Genomic DNA, 24662 nt, shown 5'->3' on the forward strand with positions numbered 1-24662 from the left:
AGTCGCAAAAAGGGCATTTTTTGTATTCAAAGCCTTTGACCTCTTTTAAAGCCTTATAGGATAAGGCTTGCGGGGATTTTTAGCCTCCATTTTGTTACTTACGTCTGTTTGAGCAATATCCTGATCTCAATATCCCGAATACTACTAATTTATTGGATGGTGCGTTCTCGGATATGAAGCGCAGACTGGAATGCCATCATGGTATGAGTAGGGGTAATAAGATAAGGTTTATTAAGGATTATTTTGCTAGAAAATGAATTTGCAGCAGTAAATTTGTTACTTACGCCTCAAAGTTGAGTATTGTACTATTTTGTTTTTAATTGACTATATTTAAAACAGCAGCCGTAGGTCGGATGCTTATATCCGACAAGCCATGATGCCGAACATGTCGGATTCGAGAATCTGATTTACGACTGCTGTTTTTCGTGTTTCTATACTCAAAAAATACCTAATATTGTTTGGAAATTTTGTTGAAACGCTGCTTTCAGACGGCCTTCCAAAAGGTGCAGGCTGCCTGAAATGCCTGTTTTTACAACCCCAATTCCTCCCAATTCTCATCAATAAAATTGCGTTCCCTGTATGCGCCCGCCTGCTTCCAGCGTACGGCGATTGAAGACTTTGCGCCACGGATTGAACAGCCCTTTGGCGCGGATGGTGATGTCGTGCGGGCATTGATTGACGATTTCCACCGTCTGCCCCATTGGTTGCGACAACGCGGCGGCAAACGGGGAAGCGGCACACAGCAGCGTAGCAACGACGATATGGGTGGATAATTTCACGGCGTTCCTTTCAAATCGGGGGCAGGTGCAGGCTGCTTTTTGTGATATTGAAATGGTATTTACAATAATTTAATGATTTAAAATCAAATATTTCGACTTAAATCTGCCAAAAACGCCTGCCGCTGTTCGGCGGTGGATTTATCCATGTTGCCGAAGTTGAGCCATCGGCGTTTGGCGATACCGATGCCTTTGAGCGTGTGTCCTACCATCGCTTTGCCGATGCCGTTGCCGCAAAACCATTTCAGATACCATGTAGGGGCGGTGGACGTGCTGATGACCAAGGCTTCTTTGATATTGGGTAGGTTACCTTTCAGTCCAGTGGCGGTGGGGACATAGGCAAACGTTTTCAGGAAAACCTTGTCTTCAAATCCTTTGACGATAGCCGGCATATCCGCCCACCAGATCGGGAAGATGAAAATTAGGCGGCTGGAGGCTTTCAAAAGTTCTTGATAACGCAGAACCAGCGGATCAAGGGCTTTGCCTTGATTGAACAGGGCAAGTTCTTCTTTGGTGTATGCGGGGTTGAAGCCGTCTTCATATAAGTCGATCAGTTGGTATTTTTCACCTTTTCCGTCCAACAGTTGCTGTACCCGTTGCAAAATACCGTAATTGAAGCTTTGCTCGTATGGGTGCGCGTAGATAATTGTAGTGAATGACATTTTTCTCTCCTGATACAATCAAAATAATGGATTACCCGTTGCAGGCTGCCGCCTGAAATGCCTGCTTTACAACCCCAGCTCCCCCCAAATCTCATCAATTTTAGCCGTAACCGCAGGGTCTTTTTTGATCACCCGCCCCCATTCGCGGTCGGTTTCGCCCGGCCATTTGTTGGTCGCGTCCAAGCCCATTTTGCCGCCGAGTCCGCTGACGGGGCTGGCGAAGTCGAGGTAGTCGATGGGCGTGTTTTCCACTAAAACGGTGTCGCGCACGGGGTCCATGCGCGTGGTTACTGCCCATATGACTTCTTTCCAGTCGCGTACGTTCACATCGTCATCGACCACGATGATGAATTTGGTGTACATAAACTGGCGCAGAAACGACCAACAACCCATCATCACGCGCTTGGCGTGTCCGGCGTACTGTTTTTTCATGCTGACCACCGCCATGCGGTAGGAGCAGCCTTCGGGCGGCAGGTAGAAATCTGTGATTTCGGGGAACTGCTTTTGCAAGAGCGGTACGAACACTTCGTTCAACGCCACGCCCAAAACGGCGGGTTCATCGGGCGGTTTGCCCGTGTAGGTAGAGTGGTAAATCGGGTTTTCGCGCATGGTGATGCGCTCGACCGTGAACACGGGGAAATGGTCCTGCTCGTTGTAATAGCCCGTGTGGTCACCGTATGGGCCTTCCAACGCGGTTTCGTTCGGATGAATGACGCCTTCCAGCACGATTTCGGCGCGAGCAGGCACTTGCAAATCGTTGCCGATACATTTCACCAGCTCCGTCCGCGAACCGCGCAGCAGTCCGGCAAACTGGTATTCGCTCAAGGTATCGGGAACGGGCGTTACCGCGCCCAAAATGGTGGAGGGGTCGCAGCCGAGCACGACGGCGACGGGATACGGCGTATCGGGATTGAGTTTGCGGAATTCCTGATAATCCAGCGCGCCGCCGCGATGCGACAGCCAACGCATAATCAGCTTGTTTCTGCCGATTAATTGCTGGCGGTAAATGCCTAAGTTTTGGCGTTTTTTGTGCGGACCGCGCGTTACGGTCAAGCCCCACGTTACCAGCGGCGCAACGTCTTCCGGCCAGCAATGCTGAATCGGAAGTTTATACAAATCAACGTCTTCACCTTCCCACACGATTTCCTGACACGGCGCGTTTTTCACCACGTTCGGTGCCATGCTCCAAATGTCTTTCAACAGCGGCAGTTTGGAAAACGCGTCTTTGATGCCTTTGGGCGGTTCGGGTTCTTTCAAATATGCCAGCGTCTGCCCGATTTCGCGCAGTTTGGACACGCTGTCCGCGCCCATGCCCATCGCCACACGTTCGGGCGTGCCGAATAGGTTCGCCAGCACGGAATAATCGTAGCGCGTACCGTCGGGCTTAATCGGGTTTTCAAACAGCAACGCCGGCCCTTCGGCACGCAGCACGCGGTCGGCGATTTCGGTCATTTCCAAATGTGGCGACACGGGTGCGACGATGCGTTTCAGACGGCCTGTTTGTTCCAATTGGGCGATAAATTCGCGCAGGTCTTTGTATTTCATGGGTAGTTTTCCAAGAAGGTTGGATTTTGTTTTGCAGACGGTTTTATCCGCCTGCACGGTTTTTTTTGACAATCGCTTGTCTTTTTAGGGGTTTCGATTGTGACGAGCTCCCGTAGGATTGGCAAGAGGCCGTCTGAAAATGCGGAAACAGGCTTTCAGACGGCCTCTTTCGTCAGTGCAGGCAATAAAAAACCGCCGCCAGAAACTTTGCTGACGGCGGTTTGCTGTATGGGAACAACTTAGCGGAAGGCGCGTACGATACCGGCTACGCCGCCGATCAGGCCGACGGCACCTGCGGCAGTACCCATGCCTTGGCGGATGCTGTCGTGTTTGTTGGCACGTTTTTCGCGCTCCAGAGCCAGCTCTTCGGATACGTTGGCACGCTGGCGGCGGTGCTGTTCGAGCTGGGCGCGGGTAAGCTGCGCTTCTTTGCGGTTGCGGCCGGCATTGATGGCGGCATTGTCGTCGCCGATGGCGTAGTCGCCGACGGATTGGCCGGGCGCGGCGCAGGCGCCCAGTGTCATGGCAATGATTAAAGGCAGAACGAGTGCTTTCATAATAAAACCCCTATGTGGAAGATTTGTTTGTCGGTCGGATTAGCGGATGATGTAAACCTTGCGGTTGCGTGTAGCGCGGTCGATGGCCTCGGCGGCATCCATCATTTCTTCGCGGTTTTCGCGGCGGCGCTCGGCGCGTTCGGCGCGTTCGGCACGGTCTACCGATTCGGCGTTGTGGCGTAGTTCTTCGGGGGAGAGTCTGCTGACGTAGGGCTGGCTGCCGACGCAAGCGCCCAGCGACAGGGCGGCGGCGAGAATCAGGGCTGTTTGTTTCAACATAAGAGGTATCCTTTTGGTGTTTTGGAAAATCCTTACGTAATCTAACAAAAACGTGTGTTTTGGTCAAGAATATTCGGTTGTTTTTTGATATTAGGCAGGTGCGGGGTTGGTGTGTGGGTTTGACTGTGTGTAAAGAGGCCGTCTGAAAGGCGAGATGTTTGATGTGTTTTTTGTGTTTCCAGGTTGTTTTCCCAACCTGTTTTCAGACGGCCTTTTTTTCAAACGGCCTCTTCATGCCGCTGCCGGTTTTCTTTTTTACTCGCAAAACTTTACACAAGCCAGTATGATGGCGGCTTTACATCAAGAGGGGCTGCCGAAAAAGCAGCCTTTGTTTTCCAACCGCTCGGCATCTGCCCTGCAAGGACGGCTGCCGATAGAGCAAGGAGTGTTTCCGTGTCCGAAAAACAATCAAAACGCGAAACTTTTTCCAGCCGCAAGGCGTTTATTTTTGCCGCCATCGGCTCGGCCGTGGGGCTGGGCAATATTTGGCGTTTCCCCTATGTGGCTTACGACAACGGTGGCGGCGCGTTTGTTCTGCCGTATCTCGTGGCGCTGCTGACGGCGGGCATCCCGCTGCTGCTGCTGGATTATGCCGTCGGCCACCGCTATCGCGGCTCGCCGCCTCTGGCTTTCCGCCGCATCAGCCGCCTGTTTGAACCGATGGGCTGGTGGAACGTGATGGCCAACGTGGTTATCTGCGTTTATTACGCCGTGATTCTCGGCTGGGCGGCCAGCTACACTTGGTTTTCGTTCACCGGCGCATGGGGCGCCGACCCGCAGGCTTTCTTTTTCAACGATTATCTGAAAATGGCGAAAGACGCAGGCGTAAGCTTCGATTTCGTCGGCGGCGTGTTCGGCCCGCTGGTGGCCGTGTGGCTGTTTACCGTTGCCATTATGGCCTTCGGCGTGCAGAAGGGCGTGGCGCGCGCCTCGTCGTTTTTCATGCCGCTTTTGGTAGTGATGTTTGTTGTGATGGTGGCCATCTCGCTGACCCTGCCGGGCGCGGCCAAAGGCTTGGACGCGCTGTTTACACCCGACTGGTCCAAGCTGAAAAACCCCAGCGTGTGGGTGGCGGCCTACGGGCAGATTTTCTTCTCCCTCTCCATCTGCTTCGGCATCATGATTACTTACTCTTCCTATCTGAAGAAAAAATCGGATTTGGCGGGCACGGGTTTGGTAGTCGGCTTTGCCAACAGCAGCTTCGAGCTGCTGGCCGGTATCGGCGTGTTCGCCGCACTGGGCTTTATGGCGCAGGCTGCGGGCAAGGAAGTGGGCGAAGTGGCCGCTTCGGGCATCGGCCTGGCCTTTGTCGCCTTCCCGACCATCATCAACCAAGCGCCCTTCGGCCAGCTTCTCGGCCTGCTGTTTTTCGGTTCGCTGGTGTTTGCGGGCATCACCTCGCTGATTTCCATTGTCGAAGTGATTGTGGCGGCGGTTCAGGACAAATGGCGCATCAACCGCGTGGCCGCCACGCTGACCGTGAGCCTGCCGATGATGGTTATCTCCTCGCTGCTGTTCGGTACAACCACCGGCCTGCCCGTGCTCGACGTGCTCGACAAATTCGTCAATATCTACGGCATCGTCGCCGCCGGCTTCGTCTACGTCCTGCTGATTGCCCTCTCCGGCAACCTGCCCAAGCTGGCCAAGCACATCAACGCCATTTCCTCGTTCAAAGTCGGCACGGTTTGGTATGTCTGCGTGCTGGGCACGTTCTGCGTGCTGGGCTATATGCTGTTCAGCGACAGCCAAAAACTCTTGGCCGAGAATTACAGCGGCTATCCCGACTGGTTTTTGAACATATTCGGCTGGGGCATGTCGCTGGCGCTGGTAGCTGCGGCCGTGCTGCTCTCCTTCCTGCCCTGGCACAAGGAAGAGCCGTTTGACGCCGATGCCGAAGAAGAGAAAGGAGACGAATAATGGGCACTTCCGCAATGATTATGATGCTGGCGGCGCTGGTGATTATTTGGGGCGGTTTCATCGTCGCCATCATCCGCCTGCCTAAGGAATAAGCGCAGCGGCGCGCATCCCGCCGCAGGAGGCCGTCTGAAAAACCGCAATATAGGTTTTTCAGACGGCCTTTTTTGCTGTGTTCAGAGTGTGCCGCATGGCGGGATTGGCGGGTTCAGACGGCCTTCGGGGCTGCGGTAGGGTGTATTGCGCAGCAACGCACGCGGTTTGGGGTTCGGGAAAGCGTGCGGGCAAAGAAGAGGTCGTCTGAACTGAAAACGAAGCTTCAACTAAGTTAAAACACAAAGCAGGTTTTTCAGGCTGCCTCTGTTTCCGACGGGCGGACGAGGACGGCAACAAAGAAACATTGCAGCCCCATTCCCTGCCTTTCGACAACAGAAAGGCCGTCTGAAAACGGGTTTCAAACGGCCTCTTTTCATGGGTTGTCAATATAGCGCGGAGCGCGTAATCAGTTGCCCGCTTTGATTTTCTGCCACAGATCCACGGTCTGTTTCTTCGCTTCGTTGCCCATCTGCGGCATGACGAAGCCGTCGGCCATGTCCTGATCGTTGGGGAAAATCGAGCGCACGTCTACCAGCTTCGGATCCATCAATTTCTTCGCGGGCAGGCTGGCCGGGGCGAAGGTGACGAAGTTGCCGTTGCGCGCGGCGATTTCGGGGTTCAGCGTGTAGTCGATGTATTTGTGCGCGTTGACGACGTTTTTCGCATCGGCGGGAATCAGCCAGGATTCGATCCAGAAGCCCATGCCTTTCGGCGTCAGCACTTCGATGCCTTCCTTGCGGCCGATTTCTTCCGAGCGTTTTTTCGCCATGTTCAGATCGCCGCCGTTGCCGACCGCAAGGCAGACGTCGCCGCGCGCCAGCTCGTCAATCAGCGAGGGGCTGAAGCGTTTGATGTCGGGGCGCACTTTTTTCAGCACTTCCGCCGCTTCGGCAATGTCGGCGGGGTTGGTGCCGGCCGGGTCTTTGCCCAGGTATTTGAGCAGGATGGGGAAGACTTCGCTGGGGCTGTCCCACATGGCGATGCCGCAGCTTTTGAGTTTGGACGTGTATTCGGGTTTGAACAGCAGATCCCAGCCGTTTTCCGGCAGTTGGCCGCCGAGCGCGGCCTTGCCTTTTGCGGTGATGGCGACGGTGTTCACGCCCGAAAAGTAGGGTACGGCATACTCGTTGCCCGGGTCAGCCGTGGCCAGCATTTCGAGGAGTTTGGGGTTGATGTTTTTGTAGTTGGGAATCAGGTCTTTGTTGATTTTCTGATAGGCGCCGGCCTGAATCTGGCGCGGCAGGAAGGCGATGCCAGGCACGACGAGATCGTAGCCCGATTTGCCGGTCAGTACTTTGGCTTCCAGCGTTTCGTTGTTTTCGTAAAGGTCGTAAACCAGTTTGATCTTGTTGGCTTTTTTGAATTCGTCGACAGTTTCCTCGTCTACATAGTTCGACCAGTTGTAGATGTTCAGCGCGTCGGTGGCGCCGCTATTGGCAGCAGTTGCAGGCGCTTGGCCGTTGGTTTCCGAACCGGCTTGTTCTTTGCTTCCGCCGCAGGCGGCCAGTGCCAGTGCAATCATTGCGGTCAATAATGTTTTTTTCATGATGGCTATCATTCCTTGCTGTTGATAAATAAGGGAAAACCGCCGGCAGTGCCGCTGCCGGCAGGCGGTGGATTGTAATGGCTTTTTTGCAGAAAATCAAAATATTAAACATTTCTGCCGCGCGGGCGGGTACGGGCGTTTTGTCGCTTTTGCATACGAAGCGCCCGCAAAAGGCCGTCTGAAAAGGAGTCGTCCAACAAAAATCTTGCATCGCACGGGTTTGGCTATTAGAATGTCGCGTTTACGAAATTTGATTTATTCAGGAGATATCCGATATGGCCAATAGCGCACAAGCCCGCAAGCGCGCCCGTCAGGCGGTGAAAAACCGTGCACACAACGCCGGTCTGCGCACCGCATTCCGCACCGCTGTGAAAAAAGTTCTGAAAGCCGTTGCCGCAGGCGACAAAGCCGCCGCGCAGGTTGTTTACGCCGAGTCCGTCAAAGTGATCGACCGCATTGCCGACAAAGGCGTGTTCCACAAAAACAAAGCCGCCCGCCACAAAAGCCGTCTGTCTGCCAAAGTGAAGGCAATGGCCTGATTGGTTTGAAGCTGCTGCACCATGCCCCCGAGACGGCCGCCATGCGGTTGGCGGGGGTTTTTTGCGGTTATTGCAAAACGGCCGCCCGGCTGCGGGCGGCGGATTGCGGGGAAAGCGGATACAGATGAATTGTTTGAAGGATGTCTTATGAAAACAAACCGTTATTTGCCGGCGGCTTTGGCCGTTGCGCTGCCTTTCGCCGCTTATGCCGCCGAAGATGCCGCCCTGCAATGCACTCTGTTGCAGGACAATGCCCTGCGTCTGGCCTGTTACGACAAAATTTTTGCCGCCCAACTGCCGCCGGTGAATGCAATCGAAGCGCCTGCGGCCGCAGCCAAGCCGCAGCCGGATGTGGTGCGCAGCATACAGGACAGCGTTGAGCGCAAAGAACCCGCGCTGGTATTTGAAAACGAAGGCCAGTTCGAACCCTCGGCCGAGTTGGCCGAAGCCGCCGAAGCCTACACGCCGCTGAGCCGCATGTACGATTTGGATGCCAACTCCTCCGGCGGTCTGCTTACCGTGCGCGAACACAATCCGATGTATCTGATGCCCGCGTGGTACAACAGCAGCCCCAACCGCACGCCTTCGTCGCCGACGCGCGGCGTCACCACCGCCGAGCGTTTCACCGACCAAAAACGGATGGAAACCAAAATGCAGGTTTCCTTCAAAAGCAAAATCGCCGAAGACCTGTTCAAAAGCCGCGCCGATTTGTGGTTCGGCTACACCCAGAAATCCGACTGGCAGATTTACAACCAGGGCAACCGCTCCGCCCCTTTCCGCAACACCGACTACGAGCCGGAAATATTCATCACCCAGCCCGTCAAATCCAAGCTGCCCTTCGGCGGCAGGCTGCGTATGCTTGGCCTCGGATTTTCCCACCAGTCCAACGGCCAAAGCCGCCCCGAATCGCGTTCGTGGAACAGGGTTTACGCCATGGCAGGCATGGAGTGGGGCAGGCTCACCGTCATTCCGCGCGTCTGGACGCGCGTGTTTGAAAAGAAAAACGAAGATAACGACAACCCCGACATCACCGATTACCTCGGCCACGGCGATTTGAAACTGCAATACCGCCTCAACGACCGGCAAAACCTGTCCGCCACCCTGCGTTACAGCCCTCGCCGGGGACGCGGCGCGGTCGAAGCCGCCTACACCTTCCCCATCAAAGGCAAACTGCAGGGTGTCGTGCGCGGCTTCCACGGCTACGGCGAAAGCCTGATCGACTACAACCACAAACAAAACGGCATAGGCTTCGGCCTGATGTTCAACGGCTGGGACGGTTTCTGAACCTTTTCAGACGGCCTCCCGCCTTTTCAGACGGCCTTCAAGGCCGTCTGAAGGCACAGCCCGACGCGGCAAACCACCGGAACAACGGCATGACAGAACACCACCCAGAAAAAGAAAAAGACAAAACCACCATCGGCAAAGCATTGAAAAAATACATGCTGACCGGCGTATTGGTATGGATGCCCATCGCCGTCACAGTGTGGGTTATCGGCTACATCATCAGCGCCACCGACCAACTCGCCGCCCTGATACCCGCCAAATGGCAGCCCGAACGCTATCTCGGTTTCAACGTGCCCGGCACTGGCTTCATTGTCGCCGTCACCGTCCTCTTTTTCACCGGCGTGTTCGCTGCCAATATGCTCGGCCGCAAAATCCTTGAAGGCTGGGACAGCCTGCTCGGCCGCATTCCCGTCGTCAAATCCATCTATTCCAGCGTCAAGAAAGTGTCCGAGTCGCTCTTGTCCGACAACAGCCGCTCCTTCAAAACGCCCGTTCTCGTGCCCTTTCCCCAGCCGGACATTTGGACGATAGGTTTTGTTTCCGGCAGCCTGCCCGACAGCCTCGCCACTGCCCTGCCGCCCGAAGAAAACCATATTCCCGTCTACGTTCCCACCACGCCCAATCCCACTGGCGGCTACTACATCATGGTCAGGCAGAGCGACATCCGCGAGCTGGATATGAGCGTGGACGAAGCCCTGAAATACGTTATCTCGCTGGGCATGGTGCTGCCCGACGAAGCCGTTGCCAAAACGCAGGACAACGCGCAAAGGCCGTCTGAAAACACACCTGAAAGCAATGTTTGATTGGTATTAAAACCGACGCAACCCTACCTGAAATGACCGTAAAGCATTAAAATCCGCCTGTTTTGTTTTAAGCTCTGTTAAGGCCGGGCTGTTTCAGACGGCCTCCTCCTTTACAAACCGACAGCGAAAGAAGCCGATATGTTCCGCACCCTAAAAACCCTTGCCGCCCTCACCCTCGCGCTGTCCGTTGCCGCCCCTGCCGCCGCCAAGCCTGCTGCCAAAAAACAAGCGGTCGAATCTCCCTATCTGTTCGACCTGATGAAACAGCCAGCCTACCGCAAAGTGTGGCGTACACAAATTGTGTACCAAGTCCCCAAAGCGGCAACAAACAACTGGATACGTAATACCGCCGGCCCGACCAGCCCCGTAAAAAGCCTTACCGTCGGCAGCAAACGCTATTACGGCGAAAGGATGTGCCAGCCGCACAACTGCGCCGACAACCAAATCTATTTCCTGATCAGCAAACAGCGCGCCGTTGTGCTGCATATTGAAAAGGACAGCGTCAAAGAAACCGTGGTCAGCACCCGCTACTACGGCAAACCCACCGAAGCCGAGAAAGACGCCTTGCAGAAAATGGCGCAGGACGGCGAATAAACCTTTTCAGGCTGCCTGAAAACCACCAACCCATTCACACCTAATAGAAAAGCCGGAATCATGTCCATCCCCAGCGTTGACGGATTGTACCTACCCATTCTCAAATTACTCGCATCGGGCGAAACGCTGCGCAAAGCACAACTGATTGAACCGCTGGCCGTTCATTTTGGCTTGGATGCCGATGATGTTGCACAAGAGTACGAATCGGGCAACGGTGCAATATTTGCCGACCGCATTTCTTGGACATTGAGTTTTTTGGCATTAAGCGGACTGCTGTCACGCCCGAAACGCGGGTACTATGCCATCACAGATTTGGGCAGGGAGTATGCGCAAAAGGACGTTGCCGAAGTCCTTGCCTACGTCAAACAGAAAATGGCCAAACGCGGACGTACGCATAAAACCGAAGGTAATGAAAAAGAAACGGTTGCTGCCGCTGCGGAAATTGAGGGCATCACGCCCACCGAACAGCTTGAAGCCTCGTTTGAAGCCATACGCCAGGAAATATACGACGAAATTCTGAGCACTATTTTGGGCAAAACGCCGCAGGCGTTTGAAAAACTGGTGGTGGATCTGCTGCAAAAAATGGGCTACGGCGGCAGGCTGGAAAAATCCGCCCAAGTAACCCGCCAAAGCCGCGACGGCGGCATCGACGGCGAAATCCGTGAAGACGTGCTCGGTCTCGGCAGAATCTTCATTCAGGCCAAACGTTACCAAAGAGACGCGGTTATCGGTCGTCCCGACATTCAGGGGTTTGTCGGCGCATTGCAGGGACAGAATGCCGACAAAGGCATTTTCATTACCACTGCCCGTTATTCGCCCGATGCCGTCCGCTACGTGCAAAACCTTTCCGCCACCCGTGTGGTGTTGATCGACGGCCGACAACTGGCCGAATACATATACCGCTACGATGTCGGCATGCAGACCGAACAGGTATTCACCGTCAAAAAATTGGACGGTGATTTTTGGGACGAAATGCCGGACGACACGGCAAAGCCCGCATCCTAACCACTACGCTCGGCAGGCAGCCTGAAAGCCGGACAAGCGTAAACTCCGCCCCTTTTGTTTTCAGGCTGCATCAAAGGCTGTCTGAAAACCCCAACCCGTTTACATTTACGACTAACAGAAAGACCAAAACATGCGTACCAACTACTGCGGCTTAATCAGCGAGCAATATCTCGACCAAACCGTAACCGTGAAAGGCTGGGTGCACCGCCGCCGCGACCACGGCGGGGTGATTTTCATCGACCTGCGCGACCGCGAAGGCATCGTCCAAGTCGTGATCGACCCCGACACGCCCGAAGCCTTTCAGACGGCCGACTCCGCCCGCAACGAATACGTATTGAGCATCACCGGCCGCGTGCGCAACCGCCCCGAAGGTACCACCAACGACAAAATGGTTTCCGGCAAAATCGAAATCCTCGCCAAAGAAATCGAAGTCTTAAACGCCGCCGCCACGCCGCCTTTCCAAATCGACGATGAAAACATCAGCGAAAACGTGCGCCTGAGCAACCGCGTCATCGACTTGCGCCGCCCCGTAATGCAGCGCAACCTGCGCCTGCGCTACCAAGTGGCGATGGGCGTGCGCCGCTATCTCGACGAACAGGGCTTTATCGATATCGAAACCCCGATGCTCACCCGCTCCACTCCCGAAGGCGCACGCGATTATCTCGTGCCCAGCCGCGTGCACCCGGGCGAATTTTTCGCCCTGCCGCAGTCGCCGCAGCTCTTCAAGCAGCTTTTGATGGTGGCCGGTTTCGACCGCTACTACCAAATCACCAAATGCTTCCGCGACGAAGACCTGCGCGCCGACCGCCAGCCCGAATTCACCCAGATCGACTTGGAAACTTCGTTCCTGAACGAAGACGAAATCATGGACATCACCGAAGGCATGGCGAAAAAAGTATTCAAAGACGCGCTGGGCGTGGACTTGGGCGACTTCCCGCGCATGCCCTATTCCGAAGCCATGTTCAACTACGGCTCGGACAAACCCGATATGCGCATCAGCCTGAAATTCACCGAGCTCACCGACCTGATGAAAACGGAAGAATTCAAAGTCTTTCGTGCCGCCGCCGACATGAAAGGCGGCCGCGTCGTCGCCCTGCGCGTGCCCAACGGCGCCAAATTCTCGCGCAAAGAAATCGACGAATACACCAAATTCGTCGGCATTTACGGCGCGAAGGGCCTGGCCTATATCAAAGTGAACGACGTAAGCAATTTGTCCAACGGCGAAGACAGCGGTTTGCAGTCGCCCATCGTCAAATTCCTCTCCGAAGGCAGCCTGAAAACCATCATCGAGCGCACCGGCGCACAAAACGGCGACTTGATTTTCTTCGGCGCAGACAAAGCCAAAGTCGTCAACGAAGCCATCGGCGCCCTGCGCATCAAACTCGGCCTCGAACACGGCGCGGCCGACGGCTATTTTGTCGATGAATGGAAACCGCTGTGGGTGGTCGATTTCCCCATGTTCGAGTACGACGAAGAGAACGAGCGCTGGGCGGCCATGCACCACCCCTTCACCTCGCCCAAACCCGGCCATGAAGACCTGATGGACAGCGACCCCGAACACTGCCTCGCCCGCGCCTACGACATGGTGCTCAACGGCTGGGAAATCGGCGGCGGCTCCATCCGTATCCACCGCGCCGAAGTGCAGGAAAAAGTGTTCGCCGCGCTGAAAATCACGCCCGAAGAGCAGCAGGAAAAATTCGGCTTCCTCTTGGACAACCTCAAATTCGGCGCACCCCCGCACGGCGGCTTGGCCTTCGGTTTGGACAGACTGGTCACGCTGATGACCGGCGCCGAATCCATCCGCGACGTGATCGCCTTCCCCAAAACCCAACGCGCCCAATGCCTGCTCACCAATGCCCCCGGCGCGGTGGACGACAAACAACTGCGCGAACTCGGCCTGCGCCTGCGGCAAAAAGCGGCGGAGAATAAAGAAGCCTGAGCAGTTATGGCAAAACAAAGGCCGTCTGAAAACCTTTTCAGACGGCCTCAATTACAAAACAGTGAAACAAAACAAACCGTTTTGCAAAATCCCGTAGGGTGTGTGGCGCAGCCACGCACGCGGCTTCACTATATTGCCGCCAATCCGCGATAAAGCAGCGCAACCCGACAAATATCTTGCAAACCGGTTCGCAAAAAATCCCAAGGAACAACTATGCAAACCCTCACCATCATCCGCCCCGACGATATGCACCTGCACCTGCGCGACGGCGACGCGCTCCAAGCCGTTGCGCCCTACACCGCCCGCCAGATGGGGCGCGCCGTGATTATGCCCAACCTCAAACCGCCCGTCGCCACTGTGGCCGACGCGCTCGCCTACAAACAGCGCATTCTCGCCGCCCTGCCAGAGGGCAGCCGTTTCCAGCCGCTGATGACGCTCTATCTCACCGACAAAGCCACGCCCGAACTCGTGCGCGAAGCCAAAGCCGCCGGCATCGCCGCCTTCAAACTCTACCCCGCAGGCGCGACCACCAATTCCGATTCCGGCGTAACCGACCTGTTCAAACTCATTCCCGTGTTGGAAGAAATGGCGCAGCAGGGCGTGTTATTTCTCGTCCACGGCGAAGTTACCGACCCCGACATCGACATCTTCGACCGCGAAGCCGCCTTTATCGAACGCGTGATGAAACCCGTACTCGCGCAAGTGCCCGATTTGAAAGTGGTGTTCGAGCACATCACCACCGCCGAAGCGGCGCGGCTGGTATTAGCAGCGGGCGACAACGTGGCCGCCAGCGTTACCCCGCAACACCTGCTGCTCAACCGCAACGACCTCCTCGTCGGCGGCGTGCGCCCGCACCACTTCTGCCTGCCGGTACTCAAACGCGAAAGCCACCGCCAAGCCCTCGTCGCCGCCGTCACCGGCGAAAAATCGCATAAATTTTTCTTGGGCACCGACTCCGCGCCGCACGCCCAATCGGCCAAAGAAAACGCCTGCGGCTGCGCCGGCATGTTCAGCGCCATGACCGCCATCGAGCTGTACGCCGAAGTGTTCGAGGCCGCAGGCGCGTTGGATAAACTCCAAGCCTTCGCTTCGCAAAACGGCGCACGCTTCTACGGCCTGCCCGAAAACAGCGACACCGTTACGCTGGTGAAAGAGCCGCAAAACATCCCCGCGTCCGTCCCTTACGGCAGCGAAACCCTCGTCCCCATGCGCGCCGGCGGCCAAACGGCCTGGCGCATGATTGACTGAACCCGAACGCACCACCGGCAAGAGGCCGTCTGAAAAACCGCGCAGCCGGTTTTTCAGACGGCCTCTAACATTCAGACGGCCTCTAACATTCAGACGGCCTCTAACATTCAGACGGCCTCTAACATTCAGACGGCCTCTAACATTCAGACGGCCTCTAACATTCAGACGGCCTCTAACATTCAGACGGCCTCTAACATTCAGACGGCCTCTAACATTCAGACGGCCTCCAACGTTCAGACGGCCTCCAACGTTCAGACGGCCTTATAACTTTTAGTTTGCCACAGCGGAAAAAGCGTTCTTTCCCCCGTCCGGCCGCTTCCGCTATCATCGCCGCTTTCCAAATACACACCGAAAACAAGGAAACAACATGGCACGCTTAACCATCCATTCCGTCGAAACCGCTCCCGAAAAAGCCAAACCCCGCGTCGAAGCCGCGCTCAAAGCCAACGGCTTTCTGCCCAACCTTATCGGCGTGCTCGCCAATTCGCCCGAGGCGCTGGCCTTTTATCAGGAAGTGGGCAAGCTCAACGGCGAAACTTCGCTCACGCCGGGCGAGCGCGAGGTGGTGCAGATTCTCGCCGCCAAAATCAACGAATGCGGCTTCTGCGTGGCCGGCCACACCAAACTCGCCACGCTTAAAAAACTGTTGAACGACGACGAAATCCAAGCCGTACGCGCCGTCGCCCCGATTGCCGATGCCAAACTGAACGCGCTGTCGGATTTCACGCAGCAGGTGATTGCGAAAAAAGGCAATGTGTCCGACGACGAATTGCAGGCGTTTTTTGCCGCAGGCTACAACCAGCAGCAGGCGGTGGAAGTGGTGTTCGGCGTGGCGCTGGCGACATTGTGTAACTACACCAATAATCTGGCGCGTACCGAAATCAATCCCGAATTGCAGGCTTACGCTTAAAGATTCATTGCTGCAAAGGCCGTCTGAAACACCGAAATTCGCTTTTCAGACGGCCTTTGCCGTATTCATAACACTCCAATCAGGAGAATCGAAAAATGTCACGCGAAACCCTGTTGCGGCAAACCGCCGAGCTGGTGCAAACCGAATTGAAGCCCTTAGTCGAAGACATCGACCGCAAAGGGCTGTATCCCGAAGAATTTTTACGCGGCCTCGGCGCAATCGGCGGCTTTGCCGCCGTCGGTACGGCGGAGGAGGGCGGCAGCGGGCTGGGTTTGACGGCGCAGATAGAAGTGTTGCGCGAGGTGGGCAAAGTGTGCGGCGCAACGGCTTTTTCCGCCTGGTGTCAGGCCGCCTGCGCCTGGTATCTGCACCAAACGCCCAACGCCGAAGTGAAACGCCGCTATCTGGACGACGTGTTAAACGGCAAAGTGCTGGCGGGAACGGGTATGTCCAATACCGTCAAACACTTGGCAGGCATCGAGAAGCATCAGTTGCAGGCGGAAAAAACCGACGGCGGCTATATCGTCAACGGCATCCTACCGTGGGTGTCCAACCTTGGCGAAAACCACATCTGGGCGAACACGGCGCAAATCGGCGGCGGCTATGTGATGTTTGTCACCGGCGGACAGCGCACGGGCGTGTCGCTGATTCCCTGTCCCGAGTTCTGCGGCCTGGAAGGCACGCGTACCTTCGCTATCAAATTCGACAAGGTGTTTGTGTCGCATGAAGACGTGATTGCCGAGCCGGAGCAGTTTGCTGACTATATCCAGAGCATCAAAGCGGGCTTCATCCTGCTGCAAATCGGCATCGGCGCGGGCATAGTCGACGGCTGTCTTGCCGAAATCGCCGCGTCTAACGCGGGCAGCGAAACCAATGATTTCCTGGACAACGGCTATGAAGAACTGAACGGGCGTTTTCAGACGGCCTTAAATAAAACCGCCGAGCTGGCCGACGCCGCCTACCGCAACGAGCCCGAACTCTTGGAAACCCTGCGCCTGCGCGAAGCCGCCGCCGTGCTCTGCCTCGACGCCGCGCAATCGGCCGCCCTGCACACCGGTGCGGCGGGCTATTTGATGCAAAGCCCCGTGCAGCGGCGCGTGCGCGAAGCGATGTTTGTCGCCATCGTCACCCCCGCCATCAAACACCTGCGCAAGGAAATCAGCGAGCTGGAATTTATGGGCGAAGGCGAGTTTTCGATTTAACGCCGCAGCAAGAGCCGCTACAATATGCGTGGGACGGACAGGCCGTTTTCAGACGGCCTGTTTTGTTTTGTGTGAAATCGGCAAATAAAAAGGAAAACGGAATATGGCTCAGTATGTATGCGTATTGTGCGAATGGATTTACGACGAAGAAGAGGGCGATCCCAAACGCGGCATCGACCCGGGTACGAAATTTGCAGACCTGCCCGACGATTGGGAATGCCCCGAATGCTTCGCAGGCAAAGAGGAATTCCAACTGCTGGAATTCGGCGCGGAATAAAGCGCGCAGACAGAAAAAAGGGAGCGGCCGCAGGGCTGGCTCCCTTTCGTTTCGGCTATAATGCCGTCTGAAAAAATACTGTGGTAAAAAGATGAACGACTACGCCGATTACGACGAACATTCTTCCGAAGAAACCGCTGCCCTGTCGCTGCCGCCCAACTCGGTTGAGGCCGAACAGTCGGTAATCGGCGGCCTGCTGTTGGAAAACAGCGCCTGGGACAGAATCGCCGACGTGGTGGCGGGCGAGGATTTCTACCGCCACGAGCACCGCGTAATCTTCCGCACAATCGCGTCACTAATCAACGAAAGCAAGCCTGCCGACGTGATTACCGTGCAGGAACTGTTGGAGCGCAATGATGAGCTGGAAACAGTTGGCGGTTTCAACTATCTGATTTCGTTGGCACAAAATACGCCTTCTGCTGCCAATATCCGCCGTTATGCCGAAATCGTGCGGGAGAAATCGGTGATGCGCCAGCTTGCCGAAGTCGGCACGGAAATTGCTAGGAATGCCTATAATCCGCAAGGCCGCGATGCCGCCCAACTGCTCGACGAAGCCGAAAACAAAGTTTTCCAAATCGCCGAAAGTACGGCCAAATCCAAACAGGGCTTTTTGCAGCTGCCCGATCTGCTGCGCGAAGTGGTCGAACGTATCGACATGCTCTATGCCCGCGACAATCCCGACGAAGTAACCGGCGTTTCCACCGGATTTATCGATTTGGACAAAAAAACATCCGGCTTGCAACCGGGCGATTTGATTATCGTGGCCGGGCGTCCCTCGATGGGTAAGACCGCGTTTTCCATTAATATCGCCGAACACGTGGCGCTGGAAGCCAAGTTGCCGGTGGCCGTGTTTTCGATGGAAATGGGCGGCTCCCAGCTAGTGATGCGTATGCTCGGTTCGGTAGGGCGGCTCGACCAACATGTTTTGAAAACCGGTAAGTTGCAGGATGAACACTGGGGGCGTTTGAACGAGGCGGTCAACCGTTTGGCCGATGCGCCCATGTTTATTGATGAAACCGCCGGCCTCACCGCACTGGAACTGCGCGCCCGTGCCCGCCGCCTTGCCAGGCAGTTTGGTGGTAAACTCGGTTTGATTGTTATCGATTACCTGCAATTGATGGAAAGCTCCGGCCGCACCGACAACCGCGCTGCCGCACTGGGTGAAATATCCAGATCGCTCAAATCGTTGGCAAAAGAGCTGCAAGTGCCGATTATCGCCCTGTCCCAGTTGAGCCGCTCCGTCGAGCAGCGCACCGACAAACGTCCGATTATGTCCGATTTGCGCGAATCGGGCGCTATTGAGCAGGATGCGGATTTGATTATGTTTATGTACCGCGACGAATACTACAACCCTGAGTCGCCGATGAAGGGGTTGGCCGAATGTATTATCGGCAAACACCGTAACGGGCCGGTCGGTAAAATCTTCCTTACCTGGATGGGGCAGTTTACCAAGTTTGATAATGCTGCTTATGTGCCGGATACGGCTACGGTTGAAGAGTGAAATACAGGGGTTTTAAATCAAATTGTGCTGGAATATGTATGCCTTTATCGTTTAGAATGACGGAATAATTATTTGATACGGGACATACGCTCTGTGAAAAGACGCGAATAGGGAAAGCTTCATGAAAATATTGGAAAAGGGTTTTACTTTAGTTGAGTTGATGGTGACGATAGCCATTATGGCTATTATGGCTGCTATAGCTGTACCAAACTTCTCTGAATGGTTGGCAAAACGACGTGTTGCGGCGGCAGCGGAAAAGGTGGCTAATATGATCCGTTTGGGTAGATCTGAGGCTGCTCGGTTAAATTTACCTGTTTATCTTTGCCCTGTTCAAATTAGAAAAGATGGAAACCCTAATGGGCAATGTCAAGAACAATATTCAGGCTCTGGACTAATGTTATGGGCAGATAGGAATTTAGATAAAAAATATGTTCGAGGGGTTGATGATTCACTACGTGTTGCGATTATTAATCAAAGAAGTCAGGGAAAAAATAATAGTGGTGATCGGATTGAGTATAGTGTGCGCAGTGTGAAGTATGATGGAAGTAACGCAGCTAAGAATCCAAATACCTCTGTATTGGCATTTTTACCGGATGGATCTGTTCGACGTATTACGACAGGAAAGACTGATGCAACTTTTCATACAAATGATCCAATTAGTGGTTATGTCAAATTTGTTCTAACTGATGCCAAGGCTGAAGATGAAAAGACCAAGTCTTCACGATCTGTTGTGTTATTAGTGTCAGGAAATCAAGTAAAATTCTGCGATAGAGCAGGTGATTTGAAAGCATGCAAATATAAATAAAGGGATATGTAGCATGAAGTCTGTAAATATTTCTCAAGATAAATTACGAGTTCAAGGTTTTGCGCTTGTAGAGGTATTGGTATCTGTTGTTGTTTTGGCTTTGGGAATTTTGGCGTTGTTGGCGACACAGTTGCGCTCTGTGAGTAGTGTTAGAGAAGCAGAAACACAAACCATTGCAGCTCAAGCGGCTCAAAATCTGATTGAGGGAATGCTTTCTAACCCTGAATTGGAGTTGGATAATGCTGGAACTTGGACTAAAAAAAAATATGGGCATTATAAATCAGATGATACAAAAATGCCTAAAAATGAGCCAAAATATAATGAATACACATTAAACCAATTGGCTGCGTGGCAACTATTTAATTTTTCTAAGGAATTGGAATCAGGCAAGCTGGGGGATATGGGGGTTAAATGGCGAATTTGTGAAGATAATGATTTAAGTGATAAACCAGAGATTATGGCTGATGGTACTTTTGATGCTAAATGTAGCGGTAGTGGTAATATTGCTATCAAGATAGCGTGGTTAGTAGATCCAAATTCTTCTTTAGTAGATCCAAATTCTTCTGGAGTGCAGGCGGAAAACCAGTCAGTAAGTTATCAAACATATTTGAAAGATGGGCAATGATGAGTAATAAGAATATAAAAATTAATATGTTGTCTAGTATTTATGGGCGACGGATACATATATCTGGCTTTACTTTGATTGAACTCTTAGTGGCTGCTGTATTGAGTATGATTGTTCTAGTTGCGGCAGCTTCTGGTTTTATGGTAACTCAAAAATTGAGTACTGTAGCTAATGCCCGCCTTCAAGTACAGCAAGATTTGAGAAACGCAACCAATATGATTGTGCGTGATGCACGAATGGCTGGTTTCTTCGGATGTTTCAATTTATCTAAGCAAAGTGTTGATAGTAAAATCGTTCTTAATGACTATGGGGTGCATAAGAATAATAATCATGTCAGTCATAATAGATTGGATGATTTGCTTTATAAGAATGAACAAAATCAGGGTGTAAAATTAATACCTGTTACGGATGCTCGTAAATGGTTAAATTCTAATTTCTCTTTTTTAGGAAATAACGTTTTATTATTTACATATGGTGTTGGTTCTGGTAATGCTAAAGTAAGTGGTAATTTTTTTAATGTTAATGTTCCTCAAACAGATGAGTTGGCAGAATTAAGTGGTCATGCTGATGCTCCTATTGTAGTTAGCAGTTGTTCCACTTTGGAGAGGTTTTCTGGAGCAAAAAAAGTTTATGCTAGTCAACAGTTACAGGTTGCTGGAATACCAGTTCCCCTTGTGGATGTAAACAATGCAACCATTTTTAGGCAATCCATTAACGTATATGCAGTTGGTCAACCTAATGGGGGAGATAGAGGTTTGTACCTGTTTCAGATGAATGCTGATGGTACATTTGGAGAGCCGCAACTTTTATTGGCAGGAGTAGATAGTTGGGATATACAGTTTGGTTATTATGCCTCTTCTCCTGCGTGCACTGAAAAAAATAATGATGCAAAAATTAAATTTCAAAAAGCAATATTGACAGGAGCAAAAGCTCCTCCTCCAACGTTATTGCGTCTTAAACTCCAAGGTAAAGGAGTAGGGGGGGATTTAATCGCAGGAAAAAATTCTAATGGTTCGGCATCTGATATTCAAACTTATTATATTGATGCTACGGTACGTGCAGGTGCTTTTTGTGCTGATCGTGGTTTCCAGCAAGAAGTGAAATTTTAAGACAGGAAAACATTATTATGAAAATAATAAAGCAAAGAGGGTTTTCATTGCCTGTGGTTATGGTAATGATGCTTGTATTGGCAGTTATGGTATTGGCGGCGGCACAGTCATTTAATACAGAGAGCAGGATTAGCAGCAATGATGCAGATAGAAAAATGGCAATGCAGGTGGCTGAATCTGCATTACGAGGGGGGGAGGCTAAGATCAGCAGTCTTAAATTAAGCCAATTTCCGACAGTTCCAGGTTGCAGTAGAGAGGGATTATGTATGCCTGGTGATAAAAATCCTGTTTGGGAGGGGTCGTGTGACAGTACTCAAGACAGTTGTTGGGAATCCAGAGCTGTTGATTATGTTGTAAAACCTAAAATCCCGGTTTCTCGAAATCCTAAATATTTAATTGAACGAATCGGGAAGGAAAATGATGAAGATATTTTACGTGTTACAGTGAGAGCTTGGGGAGAAAATAAAAATACTGTAGTGATGCTTCAGTCATATGTTGCTGCTACTCTTGATTAGGGAATCCGAATGAAAAACAAAAAATGGGATTACATTGGCTTTACCTTAGTCGAAATGATGGTTACTGTTGCCATTATCGGTATTCTTGCCGCAATCGCGGTTCCTTCTTATCGGGAACATGTGGAAAAAACCAATCTGGCTTATGCCCAATCGGAAATGTCTGAGGCAGCCACTTTTTTCAAATCGGAAATGGTTAAAAAACCCAGTTATTTTGAGAATGACATCAAAACAGAAGGAAAGCTCAAAACTGAGGCTGACAAAATAATTGACTCCGAAATAAGGAAAAAATACGACTTTAATGTTTCATTCATTACAAGATCTCCGGCTGATGCTTACAAGGTTGGCTTCCAAGTCTATGCCGTGCCTAAAAATTCAGATTATCGTTATGCAGCTTGGGCAGACAGCAGGGGTGCCAATTATGCCTGTATCGGAAACAATAGGGCAGCGAATATAGCGGCAGCAAAAGCGTTTCAGACGACTTCCCCCTGTGTTGTGAAATAATTTGAATGTCCAATAGCTTCCTCAAACAAACAGTCCGCGAATCTGTTTTCAGTTCGCGGGCTGTTTGTTTGTCCCGTCGAATCACATTACAATCGCTTCCTTTTCAAAATACGTAACGCATCATACAAATGCAGCCATTGGAATATTGCCGTGAAAAAGTATTGTCCAGCCGCTCCAATTTTTTAGCGGGATTTCGTTTTCTCGATCAGGAAAAACGTGACGCTTTGATTGTGCTGTATGCGTTTTGCCGCGAGTTGGACGATGTGGCCGACGATTGTTCGGATGCTGCGGTTGCCAATATTTCTTTGCAATGGTGGCGCGGTGATTTGGTTAAAGTTTTTTCAGACGGCCTCCCCGAACATCCGGTAAACCGTGCTTTGCAGCAGGTGGCGGCGGATTTTTCACTACCTCACGAAGAATTGTCAGAAATCATTGAGGGCATGCAGATGGATTTGCAACAGGTGCGCTATGCCGATTTTGCCGCGCTGTCGCTGTACTGCCACCGCGTTGCCGGCGTAGTGGGGCGTCTGATTGCGCGGATTCTGGGGTTTTCCAATGGCCAAACCCTGCTGTATGCGGAAAAACAGGGTTTGGCTTTGCAGCTGACCAATATCATCCGCGATGTCGGCGAGGATGCGCGTATAGGGCGGATTTATCTGCCGCAGGACGAGTGCGTCCGCTTCGGTGTAACGGAGGATATGATTTTGCAGGCTCGGCCAACCCCCGAATTTGCCGCGCTGATGGATTTCCAAATCAAGCGGGCGCAGCAGACATATCGCGAGGCGCGCGCCCTGCTGCCGTCTGAAGACTATAAAAAACAAAAGGCGGGATTGGTGATGGCAGCGGTGTACTGCGCGCTGTTACAGGAAATCCGCCGCGACGGTGCGGCCAACGTGCTGCGTTACAAAACCGCCATTCCCTCGCCGCGCAAAAAGCGGATTGCCCTGAAAACCTGGCTGTTTGGATTTAACCCATGAAAAACAAAGTGAAACAGAAAATTGCCGTCATCGGTGCAGGATGGAGCGGTCTGTCTGCCGCCGTCAGACTGTCCGACGCTGCCGAGGTCACCGTATTTGAAGCCGGAAAAACGGCGGGCGGCAGGGCGAAATCTTTGGCGGCGGGGCATGACGGCTTTACTTTTTTGGACAACGGCCAGCACATCATGCTTCACGCCTACCGCAGCGTACGCCATTTGCTCGACAAAATTGGTGCGGACCAGCGGCAAAGCTGCGAACGTCTGCCGCTGCAATGGCATCTGGCCGACGGCTTGCAGTTTCAGACGGCCTCATCGCTTCCTGCGCCGCTGCATATTGTTTGGGGCGTGCTGCGGGCGAAGAATATCGAGTTGGCGGAAAAAACAGCTTTGCTCGGCCAGATGAGGCGGCTGAAAAACAGAACGGGCGTCGACATGCCCATCGGCCGCTGGCTGGCGGAACAGCAATGTCCGCCGCGTTTGGCGGCGCAATTTTGGCGGCCGTTGGTACTGGGGGCGTTGAACACGCCTTTGGAAACGGCCAGCCTGAATGCTTTGCAGGCGGTTTTGCATGATGGTGTGTGGGCGGAAAAGGACGCAGCTGATTACCTGTTACCGAAAATCGGGTTAAGCAGCCTGCTTGCCGATCCCGCCGTAGCGTTTTTGCGCCGCCGCGGTGCCGAAGTACGCTTCGGCCGCAGGGTAGGGCGTTTGGAGATTCTGCCCGACGGACGCGTGCGGGTGGACGGAGGGGATTTTGATGCCGTGGTTTTGGCCGTTGCGCCTTATCATGCCGCCGTACTGATGCCGTCTGAAACGCCGCCCGAAATTCAGACGGCCTTTAACAGCATCCGCTGTCACGCAATTACCACCGTTTATCTGCGTTACCAAGAAGACGTCGGGCTGCCCGCGCCGATGTGCGGTCTTACCGATGCGACGGTACACTGGTTTTTCCGACGCGGCAGTCTCGGTGGCAGCGGGCGCGAAGTGGCGGCGGTTATTAGCACTTCCGACCAAACCGGCATCAACGATGCCGAAGAATGGATCAGTCGTGCCGATGCCGATTTGCGCCGCATCTGCCCCAATCTCGGGGCGCCTCTGGCAGCCAAAGTCCTGACCGAAAAACGCGCCACCGCCGCCTGTGTAGCCGGGCGGCAGATTCCCGATTGCCGCTGGCTGCAACAAAACCGCATCTATCCCGCGGGCGACTATCTCCACCCGCGCTATCCCGCCACTCTCGAAGCTGCCGTGCAAAGCGGGCAGACGGCCGCAGAGCTGATTTTAAACCGCGTGTAAACTCCGGCCTGTTTGCCCTTCGTCTTCAAACGCCTGCCGCATGATGCAAAAACGGCTTTGAGGCCGTCTGAAAACCAAGCGCGGCCTTTTCAGACGGCCTCAAAGCCCGTTTGCCAAGCGGCGGGCATCCGCATAGAAGCGGCAAACCGGGCCGTAACCGA

Annotated in this window: 26 protein-coding genes; 20 read left to right on the forward strand and 6 right to left on the reverse strand. The window is 53.4% G+C overall.

Going from position 1 to position 24662, the window contains the following annotated elements:
* Positions 1 to 557: 557 nt before the first annotated feature.
* The 5 genes from ACLD9W_RS04740 to ACLD9W_RS04760 all read right to left on the reverse strand — a co-directional run bounded on the left by ACLD9W_RS04740 (position 558) and on the right by ACLD9W_RS04760 (position 3819).
* On the reverse strand, positions 558 to 779 hold the full coding sequence (locus tag ACLD9W_RS04740; RefSeq protein WP_410840940.1) for a hypothetical protein: 222 nt from the start codon (positions 777 to 779) through the stop codon (positions 558 to 560).
* An 83-nt stretch (positions 780 to 862) separates the two neighbouring features.
* The gene (locus ACLD9W_RS04745; protein WP_410840941.1) at positions 863 to 1438 is read right to left on the reverse strand and encodes an NAD(P)H-dependent oxidoreductase; all 576 of its coding nucleotides are present in this window, start codon (positions 1436 to 1438) and stop codon (positions 863 to 865) included.
* Between the two features lie 66 nt (positions 1439 to 1504).
* A complete protein-coding gene (ubiD, locus tag ACLD9W_RS04750) occupies positions 1505 to 2983 on the reverse strand; it encodes a 4-hydroxy-3-polyprenylbenzoate decarboxylase (RefSeq protein ID WP_410840942.1) in 1479 nt (492 codons plus the stop codon).
* Between the two features lie 239 nt (positions 2984 to 3222).
* On the reverse strand, positions 3223 to 3540 hold the full coding sequence (locus ACLD9W_RS04755) for an NGK_0946 family protein (RefSeq protein ID WP_410840943.1): 318 nt from the start codon (positions 3538 to 3540) through the stop codon (positions 3223 to 3225).
* A 39-nt stretch (positions 3541 to 3579) separates the two neighbouring features.
* Entirely contained in the window at positions 3580 to 3819 is a 240-nt protein-coding gene (locus tag ACLD9W_RS04760) for a hypothetical protein (RefSeq protein ID WP_410840944.1), read from the reverse strand.
* Positions 3820 to 4212: 393 nt separating this feature from the next.
* On the opposite strand from ACLD9W_RS04760, the gene ACLD9W_RS04765 reads away from it, so the two are divergent.
* Positions 4213 to 5736, forward strand: a complete 1524-nt coding sequence (locus ACLD9W_RS04765) for a sodium-dependent transporter (protein WP_410840945.1) — start codon at positions 4213 to 4215, stop codon at positions 5734 to 5736.
* Positions 5736 to 5828 carry a methionine/alanine import family NSS transporter small subunit gene (locus ACLD9W_RS04770; RefSeq protein ID WP_410840946.1) on the forward strand — a complete coding sequence of 31 codons (93 nt, stop codon included), beginning with the start codon at positions 5736 to 5738 and terminating at the stop codon, positions 5826 to 5828. Before ACLD9W_RS04765 ends, ACLD9W_RS04770 begins: the two co-directional genes overlap by 1 nt.
* Before the next feature lie 407 nt (positions 5829 to 6235).
* On the opposite strand, the gene ACLD9W_RS04775 is transcribed toward ACLD9W_RS04770, so the two are convergent.
* Complete coding sequence (locus ACLD9W_RS04775; protein ID WP_410840947.1) at positions 6236 to 7375, reverse strand: extracellular solute-binding protein; 1140 nt, start codon at positions 7373 to 7375, stop codon at positions 6236 to 6238.
* Between the two features lie 275 nt (positions 7376 to 7650).
* On the opposite strand from ACLD9W_RS04775, the gene rpsT reads away from it, so the two are divergent.
* The 18 genes from rpsT to hpnE all read left to right on the forward strand — a co-directional run bounded on the left by rpsT (position 7651) and on the right by hpnE (position 24501).
* Positions 7651 to 7914 carry a 30S ribosomal protein S20 gene (rpsT, locus tag ACLD9W_RS04780; RefSeq protein ID WP_410840948.1) on the forward strand — a complete coding sequence of 88 codons (264 nt, stop codon included), beginning with the start codon at positions 7651 to 7653 and terminating at the stop codon, positions 7912 to 7914.
* A gap of 147 nt (positions 7915 to 8061) precedes the next feature.
* On the forward strand, positions 8062 to 9198 hold the full coding sequence (locus tag ACLD9W_RS04785) for a phospholipase A (RefSeq protein ID WP_410840949.1): 1137 nt from the start codon (positions 8062 to 8064) through the stop codon (positions 9196 to 9198).
* 89 nt (positions 9199 to 9287) lie between these two features.
* Positions 9288 to 10001 (forward strand): DUF502 domain-containing protein, encoded by a 714-nt coding sequence (locus ACLD9W_RS04790; protein ID WP_410840950.1) that lies wholly within the window; start codon positions 9288 to 9290, stop codon positions 9999 to 10001.
* Between the two features lie 138 nt (positions 10002 to 10139).
* Positions 10140 to 10595: an Ivy family c-type lysozyme inhibitor gene (locus ACLD9W_RS04795; protein ID WP_410840951.1), complete on the forward strand. Its 456-nt coding sequence runs from the start codon at positions 10140 to 10142 to the stop codon at positions 10593 to 10595.
* A 60-nt stretch (positions 10596 to 10655) separates the two neighbouring features.
* Entirely contained in the window at positions 10656 to 11600 is a 945-nt protein-coding gene (locus ACLD9W_RS04800) for a restriction endonuclease (protein WP_410840952.1), read from the forward strand.
* Between the two features lie 130 nt (positions 11601 to 11730).
* Positions 11731 to 13539 carry an aspartate--tRNA ligase gene (gene aspS, locus ACLD9W_RS04805; protein WP_410840953.1) on the forward strand — a complete coding sequence of 603 codons (1809 nt, stop codon included), beginning with the start codon at positions 11731 to 11733 and terminating at the stop codon, positions 13537 to 13539.
* Between the two features lie 213 nt (positions 13540 to 13752).
* Positions 13753 to 14787: a dihydroorotase gene (pyrC, locus tag ACLD9W_RS04810; protein WP_410840954.1), complete on the forward strand. Its 1035-nt coding sequence runs from the start codon at positions 13753 to 13755 to the stop codon at positions 14785 to 14787.
* Positions 14788 to 15154: 367 nt separating this feature from the next.
* Positions 15155 to 15697, forward strand: coding sequence for a carboxymuconolactone decarboxylase family protein (locus ACLD9W_RS04815; RefSeq protein WP_410840955.1), 543 nt, complete (start codon positions 15155 to 15157; stop codon positions 15695 to 15697).
* Positions 15698 to 15792: 95 nt separating this feature from the next.
* Positions 15793 to 16899: an acyl-CoA dehydrogenase family protein gene (locus ACLD9W_RS04820; protein WP_410840956.1), complete on the forward strand. Its 1107-nt coding sequence runs from the start codon at positions 15793 to 15795 to the stop codon at positions 16897 to 16899.
* A 103-nt stretch (positions 16900 to 17002) separates the two neighbouring features.
* Positions 17003 to 17176 carry a rubredoxin gene (locus tag ACLD9W_RS04825; RefSeq protein WP_410840957.1) on the forward strand — a complete coding sequence of 58 codons (174 nt, stop codon included), beginning with the start codon at positions 17003 to 17005 and terminating at the stop codon, positions 17174 to 17176.
* A gap of 91 nt (positions 17177 to 17267) precedes the next feature.
* Positions 17268 to 18677 (forward strand): replicative DNA helicase, encoded by a 1410-nt coding sequence (gene dnaB, locus ACLD9W_RS04830; RefSeq protein WP_410840958.1) that lies wholly within the window; start codon positions 17268 to 17270, stop codon positions 18675 to 18677.
* 121 nt (positions 18678 to 18798) lie between these two features.
* Positions 18799 to 19482 carry a Tfp pilus assembly protein FimT/FimU gene (locus tag ACLD9W_RS04835; RefSeq protein ID WP_410840959.1) on the forward strand — a complete coding sequence of 228 codons (684 nt, stop codon included), beginning with the start codon at positions 18799 to 18801 and terminating at the stop codon, positions 19480 to 19482.
* Between the two features lie 13 nt (positions 19483 to 19495).
* Positions 19496 to 20107 (forward strand): type IV pilus modification protein PilV, encoded by a 612-nt coding sequence (gene pilV, locus ACLD9W_RS04840; protein ID WP_410840960.1) that lies wholly within the window; start codon positions 19496 to 19498, stop codon positions 20105 to 20107.
* Positions 20104 to 21216, forward strand: a complete 1113-nt coding sequence (locus tag ACLD9W_RS04845) for a PilW family protein (protein WP_410840961.1) — start codon at positions 20104 to 20106, stop codon at positions 21214 to 21216. Before pilV ends, ACLD9W_RS04845 begins: the two co-directional genes overlap by 4 nt.
* Before the next feature lie 17 nt (positions 21217 to 21233).
* Complete coding sequence (locus ACLD9W_RS04850; RefSeq protein WP_410840962.1) at positions 21234 to 21731, forward strand: PilX N-terminal domain-containing pilus assembly protein; 498 nt, start codon at positions 21234 to 21236, stop codon at positions 21729 to 21731.
* A 9-nt stretch (positions 21732 to 21740) separates the two neighbouring features.
* Positions 21741 to 22232, forward strand: coding sequence for a prepilin-type N-terminal cleavage/methylation domain-containing protein (locus ACLD9W_RS04855; protein ID WP_410840963.1), 492 nt, complete (start codon positions 21741 to 21743; stop codon positions 22230 to 22232).
* Positions 22233 to 22360: 128 nt separating this feature from the next.
* Complete coding sequence (gene hpnD / locus ACLD9W_RS04860) at positions 22361 to 23209, forward strand: presqualene diphosphate synthase HpnD (RefSeq protein WP_410840964.1); 849 nt, start codon at positions 22361 to 22363, stop codon at positions 23207 to 23209.
* Positions 23206 to 24501 (forward strand): hydroxysqualene dehydroxylase HpnE, encoded by a 1296-nt coding sequence (gene hpnE, locus ACLD9W_RS04865; protein ID WP_410840965.1) that lies wholly within the window; start codon positions 23206 to 23208, stop codon positions 24499 to 24501. Before hpnD ends, hpnE begins: the two co-directional genes overlap by 4 nt.
* Positions 24502 to 24662 lie beyond the last annotated feature (161 nt).

The organism is Neisseria sp. WLZKY-1, from assembly GCF_046546535.1.
In the GTDB taxonomy this organism is placed as follows: domain Bacteria; phylum Pseudomonadota; class Gammaproteobacteria; order Burkholderiales; family Neisseriaceae; genus Neisseria.

Excerpts from the sequence above, each read along its gene's own strand:
- ACLD9W_RS04745 (WP_410840941.1), bottom strand. The coding sequence starts at position 1,438 with ATGTCATTCACTACAATTATCTACGCGCACCCATACGAGCAAAGCTTC.
- ubiD (WP_410840942.1), bottom strand. The coding sequence starts at position 2,983 with ATGAAATACAAAGACCTGCGCGAATTTATCGCCCAATTGGAACAAACA.
- ACLD9W_RS04755 (WP_410840943.1), bottom strand. The coding sequence starts at position 3,540 with ATGAAAGCACTCGTTCTGCCTTTAATCATTGCCATGACACTGGGCGCC.
- ACLD9W_RS04760 (WP_410840944.1), bottom strand. The coding sequence starts at position 3,819 with ATGTTGAAACAAACAGCCCTGATTCTCGCCGCCGCCCTGTCGCTGGGC.
- ACLD9W_RS04770 (WP_410840946.1), top strand. The coding sequence starts at position 5,736 with ATGGGCACTTCCGCAATGATTATGATGCTGGCGGCGCTGGTGATTATT.
- ACLD9W_RS04775 (WP_410840947.1), bottom strand. The coding sequence starts at position 7,375 with ATGAAAAAAACATTATTGACCGCAATGATTGCACTGGCACTGGCCGCC.
- rpsT (WP_410840948.1), top strand. The coding sequence starts at position 7,651 with ATGGCCAATAGCGCACAAGCCCGCAAGCGCGCCCGTCAGGCGGTGAAA.
- ACLD9W_RS04785 (WP_410840949.1), top strand. The coding sequence starts at position 8,062 with ATGAAAACAAACCGTTATTTGCCGGCGGCTTTGGCCGTTGCGCTGCCT.
- ACLD9W_RS04790 (WP_410840950.1), top strand. The coding sequence starts at position 9,288 with ATGACAGAACACCACCCAGAAAAAGAAAAAGACAAAACCACCATCGGC.
- ACLD9W_RS04795 (WP_410840951.1), top strand. The coding sequence starts at position 10,140 with ATGTTCCGCACCCTAAAAACCCTTGCCGCCCTCACCCTCGCGCTGTCC.
- ACLD9W_RS04800 (WP_410840952.1), top strand. The coding sequence starts at position 10,656 with ATGTCCATCCCCAGCGTTGACGGATTGTACCTACCCATTCTCAAATTA.
- aspS (WP_410840953.1), top strand. The coding sequence starts at position 11,731 with ATGCGTACCAACTACTGCGGCTTAATCAGCGAGCAATATCTCGACCAA.
- pyrC (WP_410840954.1), top strand. The coding sequence starts at position 13,753 with ATGCAAACCCTCACCATCATCCGCCCCGACGATATGCACCTGCACCTG.
- ACLD9W_RS04815 (WP_410840955.1), top strand. The coding sequence starts at position 15,155 with ATGGCACGCTTAACCATCCATTCCGTCGAAACCGCTCCCGAAAAAGCC.
- ACLD9W_RS04820 (WP_410840956.1), top strand. The coding sequence starts at position 15,793 with ATGTCACGCGAAACCCTGTTGCGGCAAACCGCCGAGCTGGTGCAAACC.
- ACLD9W_RS04825 (WP_410840957.1), top strand. The coding sequence starts at position 17,003 with ATGGCTCAGTATGTATGCGTATTGTGCGAATGGATTTACGACGAAGAA.
- dnaB (WP_410840958.1), top strand. The coding sequence starts at position 17,268 with ATGAACGACTACGCCGATTACGACGAACATTCTTCCGAAGAAACCGCT.
- ACLD9W_RS04835 (WP_410840959.1), top strand. The coding sequence starts at position 18,799 with ATGAAAATATTGGAAAAGGGTTTTACTTTAGTTGAGTTGATGGTGACG.
- pilV (WP_410840960.1), top strand. The coding sequence starts at position 19,496 with ATGAAGTCTGTAAATATTTCTCAAGATAAATTACGAGTTCAAGGTTTT.
- ACLD9W_RS04845 (WP_410840961.1), top strand. The coding sequence starts at position 20,104 with ATGATGAGTAATAAGAATATAAAAATTAATATGTTGTCTAGTATTTAT.
- ACLD9W_RS04850 (WP_410840962.1), top strand. The coding sequence starts at position 21,234 with ATGAAAATAATAAAGCAAAGAGGGTTTTCATTGCCTGTGGTTATGGTA.
- ACLD9W_RS04855 (WP_410840963.1), top strand. The coding sequence starts at position 21,741 with ATGAAAAACAAAAAATGGGATTACATTGGCTTTACCTTAGTCGAAATG.
- hpnD (WP_410840964.1), top strand. The coding sequence starts at position 22,361 with ATGCAGCCATTGGAATATTGCCGTGAAAAAGTATTGTCCAGCCGCTCC.
- hpnE (WP_410840965.1), top strand. The coding sequence starts at position 23,206 with ATGAAAAACAAAGTGAAACAGAAAATTGCCGTCATCGGTGCAGGATGG.